Source organism: Cellulomonas sp. Leaf395 (assembly GCF_001424125.1).
Classification (GTDB): Bacteria; Actinomycetota; Actinomycetes; order Actinomycetales; family Cellulomonadaceae; genus Cellulomonas.
Genome location: NZ_LMQI01000002.1, coordinates 1 through 15,152, shown reverse-complemented (window position 1 = coordinate 15,152; position 15,152 = coordinate 1). Strand labels below are relative to the sequence as shown.

14 protein-coding genes are annotated in these 15,152 nt (G+C 72.4%); 11 read left to right on the top strand and 3 right to left on the bottom strand.

Translation table 11 applies throughout. The annotated features are described in order from the left end of the window. Positions 1–38: 38 nt before the first annotated feature. The 3 genes from ASG23_RS04360 to ASG23_RS04350 form a co-directional block, all read right to left on the bottom strand. Positions 39–1,325: a TrpB-like pyridoxal phosphate-dependent enzyme gene (locus ASG23_RS04360; protein ID WP_056022535.1), complete on the bottom strand. Its 1,287-nt coding sequence runs from the start codon at positions 1,323–1,325 to the stop codon at positions 39–41. 72 nt (positions 1,326–1,397) lie between these two features. Then, on the bottom strand, positions 1,398–2,138 hold the full coding sequence (locus ASG23_RS04355; protein ID WP_235520876.1) for a DsbA family oxidoreductase: 741 nt from the start codon (positions 2,136–2,138) through the stop codon (positions 1,398–1,400). Next, positions 2,135–3,118: a quinone oxidoreductase family protein gene (locus tag ASG23_RS04350; protein WP_056020859.1), complete on the bottom strand. Its 984-nt coding sequence runs from the start codon at positions 3,116–3,118 to the stop codon at positions 2,135–2,137. Before ASG23_RS04350 ends, ASG23_RS04355 begins: the two co-directional genes overlap by 4 nt. A gap of 84 nt (positions 3,119–3,202) precedes the next feature. Between ASG23_RS04350 and argC the strand changes: the two genes are divergently transcribed. From argC to tyrS, 11 genes are all read left to right on the top strand, one after another. Beyond that, a complete protein-coding gene (gene argC / locus ASG23_RS04345; protein WP_200941517.1) occupies positions 3,203–4,267 on the top strand; it encodes an N-acetyl-gamma-glutamyl-phosphate reductase in 1,065 nt (354 codons plus the stop codon). A gap of 11 nt (positions 4,268–4,278) precedes the next feature. After that, positions 4,279–5,469: a bifunctional glutamate N-acetyltransferase/amino-acid acetyltransferase ArgJ gene (gene argJ, locus ASG23_RS04340; RefSeq protein ID WP_056022530.1), complete on the top strand. Its 1,191-nt coding sequence runs from the start codon at positions 4,279–4,281 to the stop codon at positions 5,467–5,469. Further along, entirely contained in the window at positions 5,466–6,443 is a 978-nt protein-coding gene (gene argB, locus ASG23_RS04335) for an acetylglutamate kinase (protein ID WP_056020853.1), read from the top strand. Before argJ ends, argB begins: the two co-directional genes overlap by 4 nt. Beyond that, the gene (locus tag ASG23_RS04330; RefSeq protein WP_056020850.1) at positions 6,440–7,735 is read left to right on the top strand and encodes an acetylornithine transaminase; all 1,296 of its coding nucleotides are present in this window, start codon (positions 6,440–6,442) and stop codon (positions 7,733–7,735) included. The genes argB and ASG23_RS04330 overlap by 4 nt, the downstream gene beginning before the upstream one ends. Before the next feature lie 58 nt (positions 7,736–7,793). After that, positions 7,794–8,723 carry an ornithine carbamoyltransferase gene (gene argF, locus ASG23_RS04325; protein ID WP_056020848.1) on the top strand — a complete coding sequence of 310 codons (930 nt, stop codon included), beginning with the start codon at positions 7,794–7,796 and terminating at the stop codon, positions 8,721–8,723. Continuing rightward, positions 8,723–9,253, top strand: coding sequence for an arginine repressor (locus tag ASG23_RS04320; protein ID WP_056020845.1), 531 nt, complete (start codon positions 8,723–8,725; stop codon positions 9,251–9,253). The genes argF and ASG23_RS04320 overlap by 1 nt, the downstream gene beginning before the upstream one ends. Before the next feature lie 42 nt (positions 9,254–9,295). Continuing rightward, positions 9,296–10,537, top strand: a complete 1,242-nt coding sequence (locus ASG23_RS04315; RefSeq protein ID WP_056020840.1) for an argininosuccinate synthase — start codon at positions 9,296–9,298, stop codon at positions 10,535–10,537. Continuing rightward, positions 10,530–11,984, top strand: a complete 1,455-nt coding sequence (gene argH, locus ASG23_RS04310) for an argininosuccinate lyase (protein ID WP_056020837.1) — start codon at positions 10,530–10,532, stop codon at positions 11,982–11,984. Before ASG23_RS04315 ends, argH begins: the two co-directional genes overlap by 8 nt. Beyond that, positions 11,981–12,547 (top strand): AAA family ATPase, encoded by a 567-nt coding sequence (locus tag ASG23_RS04305; protein WP_157465527.1) that lies wholly within the window; start codon positions 11,981–11,983, stop codon positions 12,545–12,547. Before argH ends, ASG23_RS04305 begins: the two co-directional genes overlap by 4 nt. Before the next feature lie 120 nt (positions 12,548–12,667). Then, complete coding sequence (locus tag ASG23_RS04300; protein ID WP_056020830.1) at positions 12,668–13,315, top strand: DNA-3-methyladenine glycosylase; 648 nt, start codon at positions 12,668–12,670, stop codon at positions 13,313–13,315. 70 nt (positions 13,316–13,385) lie between these two features. After that, positions 13,386–14,648, top strand: a complete 1,263-nt coding sequence (gene tyrS, locus ASG23_RS04295; RefSeq protein ID WP_056020827.1) for a tyrosine--tRNA ligase — start codon at positions 13,386–13,388, stop codon at positions 14,646–14,648. Positions 14,649–15,152 lie beyond the last annotated feature (504 nt).

Sequence of the window (15,152 nt, the reverse complement as noted above, 5' to 3'; positions counted from 1 at the left end):
GCCCGCGTCCCGTCCCGGGGCGCGGGCCTTCGTCGTCGCTACACGTAGTCGTGGTAGGCGGGCAGGTCGAGCACGCCGTTGCCGGACAGGCCGATGACGATGGTCTCCGCCTCGGTGGCCGCCCGGGCGTGCGCGATGGCCCCGGCGACGGCGTGCGTCGACTCGGGTGCCGGGATGATGCCCTCGGCGCGGGCGAACTCGATCCCGGCGGCGAACGCGGTGTCCTGGTCCACGGCCATCGCCTCGATCAGCCCGAGCTCGACGGCGTGCGACACCATCGGGGCCATCCCGTGGTAGCGCAGGCCACCGGCGTGGATCGGCGGCGGGACGAAGTCCTTCCCCAGCGTGTGCATCTTCAGCAGAGGAGTGAGGCCGGCGACGTCGCCGAAGTCGTACCGGTACTCGCCCTGCGTCAGCGACGGGCACGCGGCGGGCTCGCAGGCGACCACCCGGGTGGTGGTGCCGTCGCGCAGGTTCCGGCCGAGGAACGGGAACGCGAGCCCGCCGAGGTTCGAGCCGCCCCCCGCGCACGCGAAGACCACGTCGGCGCTCTCCTCGATCGTGTCGAGCTGCGCGAGCGCCTCCTGGCCGATGACGCTCTGGTGCAGCAGGACGTGGTTGAGCACGCTGCCGAGCGAGTAGTGCGCGTCCGGGTCGGTCGCGGCGGCCTCGACGGCCTCGCTGATCGCCATGCCGAGCGAGCCGGTGGTCTCGGGGTCCTCGGCGAGCATCGCGCGGCCGGCGGCGGTCAGGTCCGACGGCGACGGGTGGCAGATGCTGCCGTAGGTCTCCATCTGCATGCGGCGGTACGGCTTGGAGTCGAAGGAGGCTCGGACCTGCCACACCTCGCAGGTCAGCCCGAGCAGCGCGCACGCCATGGCCAGCGACGCGCCCCACTGCCCGGCGCCGGTCTCGGTGGTGAGCTTCGTGATGCCCTCGGCCGCGTTGTAGTACGCCTGCGCGACGGCGGTGTTCGGCTTGTGCGACCCGACGGGGCTCACGCCCTCGTACTTGTAGTAGATGCGCGCCGGCGTGCCGAGCGCGCGCTCCAGCCGACGTGCGCGGATCAGGGGCGAGGGGCGCCACAGCGCGTAGATCTCTCGCACGGGCTCCGGGATCTCGACCCACCGCTCGGTGCTGACCTCCTGCATGATCAGCGCCATCGGGAACAGCGGAGCCAGGTCGTCCGGCGTCAGCGGCTCCCGGGTGCCGGGGTGCAGGGCCGGCGGACAGGGTGACGGCAGGTCTGCCGCCAGGTTGTACCAGTGCGTGGGGACCGTCGAGGGGACGGTCACACCGAGGGTGTCGAGGAGCGACGTCGTCATCTGAGCCTCCGGGGTGGGCGCGTCGGTGCGCAGCGCCACCGTATCCCCGGTGTGTCCGGGACGGCCGAGACCTCAGATCGCGCAGGAGTCGTCGACGCAGGCCGCCGCGTCCGCCGTCGCCAGCGTCTGGATCGGGTTCGCGTCACGCCACGCCGTCTCGAGCAGCTGCGTGAACACGTCGGCCGGCTGGGCGCCCGATACCGCGATGCGACGGTCGACGACGAAGAACGGCACGCCGGTCACGCCGAGCGCTCGTGCCTCGTCCTCGTCGGCGCGGACGGCGTCGGCACCGGCGTCGCTCGCCAGCGCGGCACGTGCTGCGTCGGCGTCGACACCTGCGCCGCTCACGATCCGCACCAGCGTCCCGTCGTCGCCGAGGTCGGCGCCGTGCTCGAAGTGCGCCGAGAACAGCGCCTCGAGCGTCCGCTCGGCCAGCGCTGCTCCGCTGGTCGTGCGTGCGAGGTGGACCAGACGGTGCGCCGCGAAGGTGTTGGCGGCGAGCGACCGGTCGAAGTCGTACGCCAGACCCTCGCCGGCGGCCACGCCCGTGACCTGCGCGAACATTCGCGTCACCTGGTCGCGCGGGATGCCCTTGTGCCGGGCGAGCGCGTCGATCTCCGGGATCCCCGGGCCGGTGGGTGTGCCCGGCGACAGCTCGTACGCCCGCCAGGTGACCTCGACGTGCTCGCGGTGCGGGAAGTCGGCGAGTGCCGTCGCGAAGCGCCGTTTGCCGATGTAGCACCAGGGGCAGGCGATGTCCGACCAGATCTCGACGTTCAGGGTCCGTACGGCGTTCAGGGTGGGGATGCTCACGGGAGCAGCAGGACCTTTCCGGTGGTGGAACGCGACTCGAGCGCGCGGTGGGCGTCGGCCGCGTCGGCCAGGGCGAACGTGGCTCCGACGCGTACGTCGAGAACGCCTGCGCGTACGGCGTCGAACAGCTCGCGCGCGCGCCAGTCGAGCTCGTCGCGCGTGGCGATGTGGTCGTCGAGCGTGGGGCGGGTCAGAAAGACGGAGCCGGCCGCGTTGAGACGCTGAGGGTCGACCGGTGGGACAGGTCCGGACGAGCCGCCGAACAGGACGAGCATGCCGCGGCGGTGCAGGGAGGCGAGGGACGCGTCGAAGGTGTCCTTGCCGACGGAGTCGAAGACGGCGTGCACGCCCTGGCCGGCGGTCAGCGACCGCACCCGGGCCGGCAGGTCACGGGTCAGGTCGTCGAGCTCGCGGTACCGGATCACGTCGGCAGCGCCGGCCTCGCGGGCCAGGTGCTCCTTCTCGGCGCTGCCCACAGTCGCGATCACCCGGGCACCGCGCTGCGCCGCGAGCTGCGTCAGCAGCAGGCCGACACCACCGGCAGCCGCATGCACCAGCACGTCGTGCCCGGCCTGGACGGGGAACGTCGAGGTCACGAGGTAGTGCGCGGTGAGGCCTTGGAGGGGCAGCGCGGCGGCCACGTCGTCCGGCACGCCCTCGGGGACCAGCAGCGCCTTCGAGGCCCGGACGCTCACGAGCTCCGCGTAGGAGCCGGGTGCCGACGACCACGAAACACGGTCGCCGACGGCGATCCCGGTGACGTCGGCGCCCGTCGCGACGACCTCACCCGCGCCTTCGGAGCCGACGACGTGCGGGAACTGCATCGCGTAGACACCGGACCGCCGATAGGTGTCGATGAAGTTGACACCCGCTGCGGCGACACGGACGAGGACCTCGTCGGCCGCGGGCTCGGGGTCGGGGAGCTCGACGAGCTCGAGGACGTCGGGTCCGCCTGCGGCGGTGGCTCGGATGGCGCGCACGACTCGGCAAACACCGGCAACGGTCATGGTCATTCCCCGAAAGTCGGCTCGTATCTTCGTGCAGCCTTGTGTATGTTCATGCACATGACGTTCACGGTCGCAGTCGCGGGTGCCAGCGGGTACGCCGGCGGGGAGATGCTCCGCGTGCTGCTCGCGCACCCCGAGGCACGGATCGGGACCCTCACCGCCCACTCCAACGCCGGCACGCCGCTCGGCGCTCACCAGCCGCACCTGCGCACGCTCGCGGACCGGGTGCTCGCCCCGACGGGCGTCGACGAGCTGGCCGGCCACGACGTCGTCGTCCTCGCCCTGCCGCACGGAGCCAGCGGGGCGATCGCCGCCGAGCTCGAGGCGCGCGGTGAGGGCGCGATCGTCGTGGACCTCGGCGCCGATCATCGGCTCGTCGACGCGGCCGACTGGGAGCAGTTCTACGGCAGCGCCCACGCCGGCACCTGGCCGTACGGCCTCCCCGAGCTGCTGCACCCGGGGGAGCGGACCGCGAGCGGGCAGCGGGCGGCGCTCGCCGCAGCACGACGGATCGCCGTCCCGGGCTGCAACGTCACCGCCGTCTCCCTCGGCCTCCAGCCCGGCATCGCCGCGGGGCTCATCGAGCCGACCGACCTCGTCGCCGTCCTTGCCAACGGGTACTCCGGCGCCGGGAAGTCCCTCAAGACGCACCTGCTCGCCAGCGAGGCACTGGGCGCGGCCCAGCCGTACGCCGTCGGCGGCACGCACCGCCACATCCCCGAGATCGCGCAGAACCTGCGGTCCGCGGGCGCTGCCGCCGTCACGATCTCCTTCACCCCGACGCTCGTGCCCATGGCTCGCGGCATCCTCGCGACCGCCACGGCCCGCCTCGCCGACGGCGTCGACCCGGCCACCGTCCGGGCCGCCTGGGAGGCGACCTACGCGGACGAGCCGTTCGTGCACCTGCTGCCGGAAGGCGTGTGGCCGACCACGGCTGCGACACTCGGTGCCAACACCGCGCTCGTGCAGGTCGCGGTCGACGAGCGCGCCGGACGCGTCGTGACGGTCACGGCGATCGACAACCTGGTCAAGGGCACAGCCGGTGGCGCCCTGCAGTCCCTCAACCTCGCGCTCGGCCTCCCCGAGACGCTCGGCCTTCCCTTGGACGGAGTCGCACCGTGACCATCGAGACCATGGCCCTGCCCTCTCCCGGCGTCACCGCCGCGGCCGGCTTCCGCGCCTCCGGCATCACGGCAGGCCTCAAGGCCTCGGGCCGCCCCGACCTCGCGCTCATCGTCAACGACGGGCCGTCCCAGGCTGCCGCGGCCGTGTTCACCACCAACCGGGTCGTGGGAGCCCCCGTCGTCTGGTCCCGCCAGGCCGTCTCCGACGGTGTCGTCAGCGCGGTCGTGCTCAACTCCGGGGGCGCCAACGTGTGCACCGGACCCGAAGGCTTCTTCGACGTGCACCTGACCGCCGAGAAGGTCGGCGCTGCCCTGGAGATCTCGCCGGGCGACGTCGTGGTGTGCTCGACCGGTCTCATCGGGGAGCGGCTGCCCATCGACACGCTCCTCGCGGGCATCGACGTCGCGGTCGAGGCCCTCTCGCCCGACGGTGGCCCGGACGCGGCCATCGCGATCATGACGACCGACTCGGTCCCGAAGACCGCGCACATGCACATCGACGGCGACCGGGGGAAGTGGACCATCGGCGGGATGGCCAAGGGCGCGGGGATGCTCGCCCCCGGCCTGGCCACGATGCTCTGCGTGATCACGACCGACGCCGTGGTCGACGCCGAGACCGCGGCCGCAGCCCTGCGGACCGCGACGTCCGAGACGTTCGACCGCATCGACTCCGACGGCTGCATGTCGACCTCCGACACGGTCACGCTGCTCGTCTCGGGCGCCAGCCGCGCCATCCCGGACCCCGCGGGGTTCACCGCCGCGCTCACGCAGGTCTGCGGCGAGCTCTCCCGCGCGCTGGTCCGCGACGCGGAGGGCGCCACGCACGACATCGCGGTCACCGTGATGGGCGCCGAGACCCAGGACGCCGGGCTCGCGGTCGCCCGGGCCGTGGCCCGGTCCAACCTCTTCAAGGCCGCGATGTTCGGCAACGACCCGAACTGGGGAAGGGTGCTCGCCCAGGTCGGGACCGTGCCGGAGAGCGTCGCCGCGTTCGACCCCGACCAGCTCGACGTCACCATCAACGGCGTCCAGGTCTGCAAGGCGGGCGGCGCGTTCCGGCCCCGGTCCGAGGTGGACCTCGCGGCGCACCGCGAGGTGCACGTGCTCATCGACCTGCACGCGGGCAGCGAGGTGGTCACCGTCTGGACCAACGACCTCACGCACGACTACGTCCACGAGAACAGCGCGTACTCCACATGACCGACTTCACGTTCAACACCCGCACGGACCTGCGCGCCGACCAGAAGGCGGAGGTCCTCATCGAGGCCCTGCCGTGGCTGCAGAAGTTCGCGGGAGCGCTCGTCGTCGTGAAGTACGGCGGCAACGCGATGATCGACGAGGACCTGAAGCGGGCGTTCGCGGAGGACATGGTCTTCCTGCGCCAGGTCGGACTCAAGCCGGTCGTGGTGCACGGCGGGGGACCGCAGATCAACGCGATGCTCGACCGGCTCGGCATCGAGTCGGAGTTCCGCGGCGGCCTGCGCGTCACCACCCCCGAGGCGATGGACGTCGTGCGGATGGTGCTCACCGGACAGGTCTCCCGCGAGCTCGTCGGGCTGCTGAACGCGCACGGGCCGCACGCCGTCGGCCTGTCCGGCGAGGACGGGGGGCTGTTCCAGGCACGGCGTCGGTCCGCGATCGTGGACGGCCAGAGCGTGGACATCGGGCTCGTCGGCGACGTCGTCAAGGTCAACCCGGGCGCCGTGCTCGACCTGCTCGACGCCGGACGGATCCCGGTCGTCTCGACCGTCGCGCCCGACCTCGACGACCCCACGACGGTGCTCAACGTCAACGCGGACACGGCGGCCGCCGCGCTCGCGGTCGCGCTCGGAGCCCGCAAGCTCATCGTGCTCACCGACGTGGAAGGCCTCTACACCAGCTGGCCCGACAAGGGCTCGCTCGTGCGCCGGCTCAGCGCCAGCGCGCTGGCGGAGATGCTGCCGGGCCTGGACGCCGGCATGCGCCCGAAGATGGAGGCCTGCTGGCGTGCGGTCGAGGGCGGTGTCGGCCGCGCCCACGTCATCGACGGGCGCGCTCCGCACTCGATCCTGGTCGAGGTGTTCACGTCCGACGGCATCGGCACCATGGTCCTGCCCGACGAGGAACCCGCTGACGCCCCCTTCACCGCACCGATCCCCGTGGTGCCGCACGCCGACCCCGAGGTGACCGTATGACTGCCGAGAACACCACCGTGCGTGCCCGGCACCGCTCCTCGGAGAACCCCGACGCGTCCCTGCCCGTGCCCGCCGTCGACGGGTCGGTCGCGCAGTGGACCGATCGGTACTCCCACGCCGTCATGGACACGTTCGGCGCGCCGCAGCGGGTGCTCGTCCGCGGCGAGGGTCCCTACGTCTGGGACGCCGACGGCGCGCGGTACCTCGACCTGCTCGGCGGGATCGCGGTGAACTCGCTCGGTCACGCGCACCCGACGTTGACCGCGGCGATCAGCGCGCAGCTGGGCACCCTCGGGCACGTCTCCAACTTCTTCGGCAGCCCGACGCAGATCGCGTTCGCCGAGCGGTTGCTCGCTCTCGCCGGCGCGCCCGAGGGTTCACGCGTGTTCCTCACCAACTCCGGCACGGAGGCCAACGAGGCCGCGTTCAAGCTCGCGCGCCGCAACGGCGGGAGGGACCGGCCTCGCATCCTCGCCCTCGAGGGCTCGTTCCACGGCCGGTCGATGGGCGCGCTCGCGCTCACGCACAAGGCGGCGTACCGGGAGCCGTTCGAGCCACTGCCCGGCGGCGTCGAGTTCATCGCCTTCGGCGACACCGAGGCGCTCGAGGCCGCGTTCGCGGTCGACGGCGACAAGGTGGCCGCGCTGTTCGTCGAGCCGATCCAGGGCGAGGCCGGCGTCCGGCCGCTCCCGCCCGGCTACCTGGCGGCGGCCCGCGCGCTCACGGCCGAGCACGGCGCCCTGCTCGTCCTCGACGAGGTGCAGACCGGCATGGGCCGGACCGGCTCCTGGTTCGCCCACCAGCTCCCGCACATCGGTGGTGGGGTGGTGCCCGACGCCGTCACCGTCGCGAAGGGGCTTGGCGGGGGGTTCCCCGTCGGCGCGCTCATCACCTACGGCGAGCGGACGGCCACGCTGCTCGGCCGCGGTCAGCACGGGACCACGTTCGGCGGGAACCCCGTGGCATCGGCCGCCGGGCTCGCGACCATCGCCGTCATCGAGCGCGACGGGCTGCTCGCCCACGTCAGCGCGCTGGGTGCGACGCTGCGCGAGCGGCTGGCCGGCACGGGCAACCCGCTCGTCGGCGAGGTCCGCGGCGAGGGGTTCCTCATCGGCATCGACCTGACGGAGCCCGTGGCAGCGGCGGTAGCCGCCCGAGCGCTCGAGGCGGGGTTCATCGTCAACCCGTGCACGCCGAGCACCATCCGCCTCGCGCCGCCGTTCCTCCTCACCGCGGACCAGGCGGACCAGTTCGTCGACTTCCTCGCCGCGGTCCCGCAGGACCTCTCATGACCCGGCACTTCCTGCGTGACGCCTGTGCTCCCTGCGACCTCGTCTGTGGTGACCTGTCATGACCCGGCACTTCCTGCGCGACGACGACTTGAGCCCCCGCGAGCAGCGGGACGTCCTCGAGCTCGCCCTCGCGTTCCGTGACGACCGCTTCATCCGCACGCCGCTGACCGGCCCGCGTGCGGTGGCCGTCATCTTCGACAAGCCGACCCTGCGCACCCAGGTCTCGTTCGCGGCAGGCATCGCCGAGCTCGGTGGCTTCCCGCTGAGCGTCGACGGCAAGCTGGCCCGGATCGGTGAGCGGGAGTCGATCGAGGACACCGCGCGCGTCCTCGGCCGGCAGGTCGCGGCGATCGTGTGGCGCACGTTCTCCCAGGAGCGCCTCGAGCAGATGGCCGCGAACGCGGGCGTCCCGGTCGTGAACGCGCTCACGGACAGCTTCCATCCGTGCCAGATCCTCGCGGACCTTGCGACGATCGCGCAGCACCGTGGCGGTGTCGGCGGGCTGGCCGGAATCACGCTCGCCTATGTCGGCGACGGTGCCAACAACATGTCCCACTCGTATCTGCTCGGCGGGGCGACGGCGGGTCTGCACGTGCGCATCGGCACGCCCGACGGCTACCTGCCGGACGCCGCGATCCTCGCGGACGCCGCCGCGATCGCCGCGGACACCGGTGGGTCGGTGACGGTCGTGCACACGCTCGCGGAGGCCGTGACCGGCGCGGACGTCGTCGCGACGGACACCTGGATCTCGATGGGCCAGGAGTCCGAGGCGGCCGACCGCGAGACACCGTTCGTGCCGTTCCGCGTCGACGCCGCGGCGATGGCTCTCGCGCGTCCGGACGCGCTGGTCCTGCACTGCCTGCCCGCGTACCGCGGCAAGGAGATCACTGCCGAGGTCCTCGACGGTCCGCAGGCGGTCGTGTGGGACGAGGCGGAGAACCGCCTGCACGCCCAGAAGGCCCTCCTGTCGTGGTTGGTGGAGGGCTGATGAGCGTCACGGTCCCGCACACCAAGGCCGCACGGCACGCACTGGTCACCTCCTTGCTGACGCGTGGCACCGTCCACTCGCAGCAGCAGCTCGCCGAGCTGCTCACCGCGGAGGGGGTCACCGTCACGCAGGCGACCCTCTCGCGTGACCTCGTCGAGCTGCGCGCGGTGAAGATCCGGACCCCGTCGGGCGCGCTCGCGTACGCCGTGCCTGCCGAGGGTGGTCTGCGCACTCCTGCCGCCGGGCCGGACGAGGAGATGCTCGCCGCTCGCCTCGCGCGCCTGTGCGCCGAGCTCCTGGTGACTGCGGAGGCGTCGGGCACCCTCGTGGTGCTGCGAACCCCGCCCGGTGCCGCCCAGTTCCTCGCGTCGGCGATCGACCACTCGGTCCTGCCCGCCGTGCTCGGCACCATCGCCGGCGACGACACCGTCCTCGTCATCGCGCGCGAGGGGGAGACCGGCGTCGCGCTGGCCGCCCGCTTCCTCGCGCTGGCGACCGACACCCCGTCGCGTGCCCGTCCGTCAGACTGAACCCAGCACACCTTTCTGAACCCCCCCGAAGAGAGAAGAACAATGACTGAGCGCGTCGTCCTCGCCTACTCCGGCGGCCTGGACACCTCCGTGGGCATCGGCTGGATCGCCGAGGCCACCGGTGCCGAGGTGATCGCCGTGGCGGTCGACGTCGGCCAGGGCGGCGAGGACCTCAACGTCATCCGGCAGCGCGCCCTCGACTGCGGCGCCGTGGAGGCGTACGTCGCCGACGCCCGCGACGAGTTCGCCACCGAGTACTGCATGCCCGCCCTCAAGGCGAACGCGCTGTACCTCGACCGCTACCCGCTGGTCTCGGCGCTGTCCCGCCCGGTCATCGTCAAGCACCTCGTGCGCGCGGCCCGCCAGTTCGGCGCGACGACCGTCGCGCACGGCTGCACCGGCAAGGGCAACGACCAGGTCCGCTTCGAGGTCGGCATCACGTCGCTGGCGCCGGACCTCACGTGCCTCGCCCCCGTCCGGGACCTGGCGCTGACCCGCGACAAGGCCATCGACTTCGCGACGCGCAACGCGCTGCCCATCGAGACGACGAAGCACAACCCGTTCTCCATCGATCAGAACGTGTGGGGCCGCGCGGTCGAGACGGGCTTCCTCGAGGACATCTGGAACGGCCCCACCAAGGACGTCTACACGTACACGGACGACCCGACGTTCCCGCCGGTCGCCGACGAGGTCGTCATCACGTTCGAGGCCGGGGTCCCGGTCGCGCTCGACGGCATCCCGGTCACGCCGCTGCAGGCCATCCAGGAGATGAACCGCCGCGCCGGCGCCCAGGGCATCGGGCGGATCGACATCGTCGAGGACCGCCTGGTCGGCATCAAGTCCCGCGAGGTCTACGAGGCACCGGGTGCCATCGCGCTCATCGCCGCGCACCAGGAGCTCGAGAACGTGACGGTCGAGCGCGAGCAGGCCCGGTTCAAGCGCGGCGTCGAGCAGCGCTGGACCGAGCTCGTCTACGACGGCCAGTGGTTCTCGCCGCTGAAGAAGTCGCTCGACGTGTTCGTCGACGACACGCAGCGCTACGTCTCCGGCGACGTGCGGATCGTCCTGCACGGCGGCCGCGCGACGGTCACGGGCCGGCGCTCGGACGCGAGCCTGTACGACTTCAACCTCGCGACGTACGACACGGGCGACTCGTTCGACCAGTCGGCCGCCAAGGGCTTCATCGAGATCTACGGCCTGTCCTCCAAGCTGGCCGCGGCGCGGGACGTGCGCTTCGGCAACGGGGTCGACCTCGGCACGCAGGGCGGGATCGCGGGTGCCTGAGGACGTCTCCACGACGTCGGGCGGCACGGTGCAGCCGGCCGGAAACGTCTCGCTGTGGGGCGGCCGGTTCGCCGGCGGCCCCTCGGAGGCGCTCCAGGCGCTGTCGCAGTCGACGCACTTCGACTGGCGGCTCGCCGGGCACGACATCTCCGGCTCGGTCGCGCACGCCCGCGTCCTGCACGGCGCCGGCCTGCTCACGGACGACGAGCTGACCGGGATGGTCGACGCCCTGGAGCGCCTGCGGGCCGACGTGGCGAGCGGCGACTTCCTGCCGGTGCTCGAGGACGAGGACGTGCACACCGCCCTCGAGCGCGGCCTGATCGATCGTGCGGGCCCTGACCTCGGGGGCAAGCTCCGCGCCGGCCGCTCGCGCAACGACCAGATCGCGACGCTCGTGCGGATGTACCTGCGCGAGGAGTCGCGCGGCCTCGCGCTGCTGGTCCTGGACGTCGTCGACGCGCTCGTCGCGCAGGCGCACCGGGCGGGCGAGGCGCCGATGCCGGGCCGCACCCACCTGCAGCACGCCCAGCCGGTCCTGCTCGCGCACCACCTGCTCGCGCACGCGTGGCCGCTGCTGCGCGACGTCGAGCGCTGGGTCGACTGGGACGCCCGCGCGGCCCGGTCGCCGTACGGCTCGGGCGCCCTGGCCGGCTCGTCGCTGGGCCTGGACCCCGCCGCGGTCGCCGCGGAGCTCGGGTTCGACGGCCCGGTCGAGAACTCGATCGACGGCACCGCGTCGCGCGACGTCGTGGCCGAGTTCGCGTTCGTCGCGGCCATGCTCGCCGTCGACATCTCCCGGCTCGCGGAGGAGGTCATCCTCTGGGCCACCAAGGAGTTCGGCTTCGTCAGGCTCCACGACTCCTACTCCACGGGGTCGAGCATCATGCCGCAGAAGAAGAACCCCGACGTCGCCGAGCTGGCCCGCGGCAAGGCCGGCCGCCTCGTGGGTGACCTGACCGGACTGCTCACCACGCTCAAGGGCCTCCCGCTCGCGTACAACCGCGACCTGCAGGAGGACAAGGAGCCGGTGTTCGACCAGGTCGACCAGCTCTCGGTCCTGCTGCCCGCGTTCGCCGGCATGGTCGAGACGCTCGAGTTCGACACGGACCGGCTCGCGGCGCTCGCGCCGCAGGGCTTCTCGCTCGCGACGGACATCGCCGAGTGGCTGGTCCGCAACGGCGTGCCGTTCCGGGTCGCGCACGAGGTCGCGGGGGCCTGCGTCCGTGCCTGCGAGCAGCACGAGCCGGCCATCGAGCTGTGGGAGCTCACCGACGACCAGCTCGTCGCCATCTCGCCCCACCTGACTCCTGAGGTGCGCACGGTGCTCACGGTCGAGGGTTCGCTCGCGTCACGTTCGGCCGTCGGTGGGACGGCACCCGTGCGGGTCGCCGAACAGCTCGAGCGTGCACGGTCCCGCGCGGCGGAGCTGCGTACCTGGGCGTCGTGATCGCCGACGACCTCACCGCACGCGCACGCTCCGCTCGACCGCGTCTGGGTGGGGTGCGGGTGATCGCCGTCGACGGCCCCGCAGGCTCCGGCAAGACGACCCTCGCGGCTGCCCTGAGCGCGCGCGGGGCGGCGGTCCTGCACCTCGACGACCTCTACGACGGCTGGTCGGGTCTCGAGGGCTCGCTCTGGCCGCGCCTCTCGGCCCAGGTCCTGGAGCCGCTCCGCCGCGGCCTGCCCGGTCGTTACCAGCGCTACGACTGGCACGCGGGTGCGTTCGCGGAGTGGGTCGACCTCCCGGTCCCGGACCTGCTCGTCGTGGAGGGGTGCGGGTCGGCACGCCGAGCGGTCGACCCCGTCGTGGTGCTGCGAGTCTGGGTCGAGGCGCCCGCCGACCTGCGCCTGGAGCGGGGCCTCGCGCGCGACGGAGCCGACGCCCGCGAGCACTGGCTGACCTGGATGTCCGACGAGGCCGCCCACTTCGCCCGCGAACGCACGCGCGAGCGAGCCGACGTCCGGCTCGGCGCGTTCGGCGGAGCCCTCACGGACGCTCCGGCCGGCTGAGTGCTCGTGGACCAGCACCGCGAAAGAAGTCGGACCGTGCGGCAAGATGATCGGGTGAGCCCGTCGGAACCGCAGAGGAGTCCCGGCCCCCGCCCGGACGACCGTGGTCGAAGCGCGCCCGTGGTCGTCCCCGCGCGGGTCTGGTTCAGCCGTCCGGTGCACGCCGTCGCGCGAGACCTCCTCGGTGCCTACCTGACCGCGCGCTCGCCCGAGGGCGACGTCACGCTGCGGATCACCGAGGTCGAGGCCTACGGCGGTGCCGACGACCCGGGCTCCCACGCGTTCCGCGGCCGGACCGCCCGCAACGCGGTGATGTTCGCGGAGCCCGGCCGGCTGTACGTGTACCGCCACCTCGGCCTGCACCACTGCCTCAACATCGTCACCGAGCCCGCCGGCAGCCCGTCGGCGGTCCTGCTGCGCGCCGGCGAGGTTGTCGAAGGCGCCGACCTGGCGTGGCGGCGGCGCGAGGCCGTCGGTGTCGTCGACTCGGAGCGTCAGCTCGCCCGCGGTCCTGCCCGGCTGGCGGTCGCGCTCGGGCTCGACCTGGCCGCCAACGGCGCGGACATCACGGAGGCGGGCGGCGCGATCGTGCTGCACCGCCACCAGGTGGTCGCCCAGCCGACCCACAAGACCGGTCCGCGAGTCGGAGTCTCAGGCTCCGGGGGTGAGGGCACCAGGTTTCCCTGGCGCTACTGGCTGACGGACGAGCGCACGGTCTCCGCGTATCGCCCGGCGTATCGCGCGCCGGCGTCGGTAGACGTCCCGTGAGGGACGACGACGTCGGCTGGACGCTCGCCCTCACTGTCGGACTTGCACCTGCCTACTGCCTGGAGACCTTGTGAACCACATCCTCGACGAGCTCGAGTGGCGCGGGCTGATCGCCCAGACCACCGATCTCGACGCCCTCCGCGACGCGCTCTCCGCCGGGCCCGTCTCCCTCTACTGCGGCTTCGACCCCACCGCGGCCAGCCTGCACATCGGCAACCTCGTCCAGATCCTCACCGTCCGCCGCCTGCAGGACGCCGGCCACAGGCCGTACAGCCTGGTCGGCGGCGCGACGGGTCTGATCGGCGACCCGAAGATGGCGGGGGAGCGCACCCTGAACGACCCGGACGTCGTGTCCGGCTGGGTGGAGCGCATCCGCAAGCAGATCGAACCGCTGCTCCGCTTCGACGGCCCGGACGCCGCGACGATGGTCAACAACCTGGACTGGACCGCGCCGCTGTCGGCCATCGACTTCCTGCGCGACATCGGCAAGCACTACCGGCTGGGCACCATGCTCGCCAAGGACACGGTGGCCCGACGCCTGAACAGTGACACGGGCATCAGCTTCACCGAGTTCAGCTACCAGATCCTGCAGGGCATGGACTACCTCGAGCTGCACCGCCGGCACGGGATCACCCTGCAGACCGGCGGCAGCGACCAGTGGGGCAACCTGCTCTCCGGCGTCGAGCTGATCCGCAAGGCCGACGGCGTCGCCGTGCACGCCCTGACGACACCACTGATCACCAAGACGGACGGCACCAAGTTCGGCAAGACCGAGTCCGGGACGGTCTGGCTCGACCCCGAGCTGACGACGCCGTACGCGTTCTTCCAGTTCTGGCTGAACGCGGACGACGCCGACGTCGTGCGCTACCTCAAGGTGTTCAGCTTCCGCTCGCGGGAGCAGATCGAGGAGCTCGAGGCGGCCGTCGCCGCCCGTCCTGCAGCGCGCGAGGCGCAACGAGCGCTGGCGTACGAGGTGACGTCGCTCGTGCACGGGGCCTCGGCCGCGGACCAGGTGGTGGCCGCCAGCCAGGCACTGTTCGGCCGCGGCTCGCTGGCCGATCTCGATGCCTCCACGCTCGCGGCCGCGGTGGCCGAGCTGCCGTCCGCACCGGGGGCCGCCGGCGACGCCATCGCCGATCTCCTGGCGGCGACGGGCGTCGTGGCGAGCAAGGGCGCGGCACGACGAGCGATCGCCGAGGGCGGGGCATCGGTCAACAACGTGCGTGTCGGCGCGGAGGACGCAGTGCTCACCGCCGACGACCTCCTGCACGGGCGTTGGGCCGTCCTTCGCCGAGGCAAGCGGACGCTCGCGGTGGTCGACGCGCAGCGCTGACGACACCCGAGCGGGGCACCGTCCGACGACGGGTCCTCCGTCCCCACCGCGGGCCGCGAGGGCCCGTCGTCGACGTTTGTAGTGGCTGACCTGCGGATCTGCCTCCTGCGGGGACCTGGTGACCGGGGTCACCGCGGCGGGATTTGCCACCTGCCGCAACACGCGCGTAATGTTCTCGATGTCGCCCGAGAGGGAGGAACGGACACCGCGGATCGAACCGCAGTGGCTGGTCCCCAAGGGTGGCCACCCCCGATCGTGTTCAGAGGCGCTTCGTGCGCCCTGGAACCGGACGGGGACGGGCTCCTGGCCCGCAGATGCCGCCCGAACGGGTGGCGGGAAGCGGTCCGAAAGCCAGGTAGGATTCAGAACGACAAAGCCTCTCGGATGAGATCGAAAGATCTCGAGGAGATGCGCGTCTGTTCCTTGAGAACTCAACAGTGTGCCAAATAGTCGATGCCATATGGCTCGTCATCTGGTGGTGTCTTGTCCCGTTTCGGGGTGGGG

Bases quoted from the DNA above. Each gene is read 5' to 3' on its own strand.
- ASG23_RS04360 (WP_056022535.1), bottom strand. From the start codon at position 1,325: ATGACGACGTCGCTCCTCGACACCCTCGGTGTGACCGTCCCCTCGACG.
- argC (WP_200941517.1), top strand. From the start codon at position 3,203: ATGACGTTCACGGTCGCAGTCGCGGGTGCCAGCGGGTACGCCGGCGGG.
- argJ (WP_056022530.1), top strand. From the start codon at position 4,279: ATGGCCCTGCCCTCTCCCGGCGTCACCGCCGCGGCCGGCTTCCGCGCC.
- argB (WP_056020853.1), top strand. From the start codon at position 5,466: ATGACCGACTTCACGTTCAACACCCGCACGGACCTGCGCGCCGACCAG.
- ASG23_RS04330 (WP_056020850.1), top strand. From the start codon at position 6,440: ATGACTGCCGAGAACACCACCGTGCGTGCCCGGCACCGCTCCTCGGAG.
- argF (WP_056020848.1), top strand. From the start codon at position 7,794: ATGACCCGGCACTTCCTGCGCGACGACGACTTGAGCCCCCGCGAGCAG.
- ASG23_RS04320 (WP_056020845.1), top strand. From the start codon at position 8,723: ATGAGCGTCACGGTCCCGCACACCAAGGCCGCACGGCACGCACTGGTC.
- ASG23_RS04315 (WP_056020840.1), top strand. From the start codon at position 9,296: ATGACTGAGCGCGTCGTCCTCGCCTACTCCGGCGGCCTGGACACCTCC.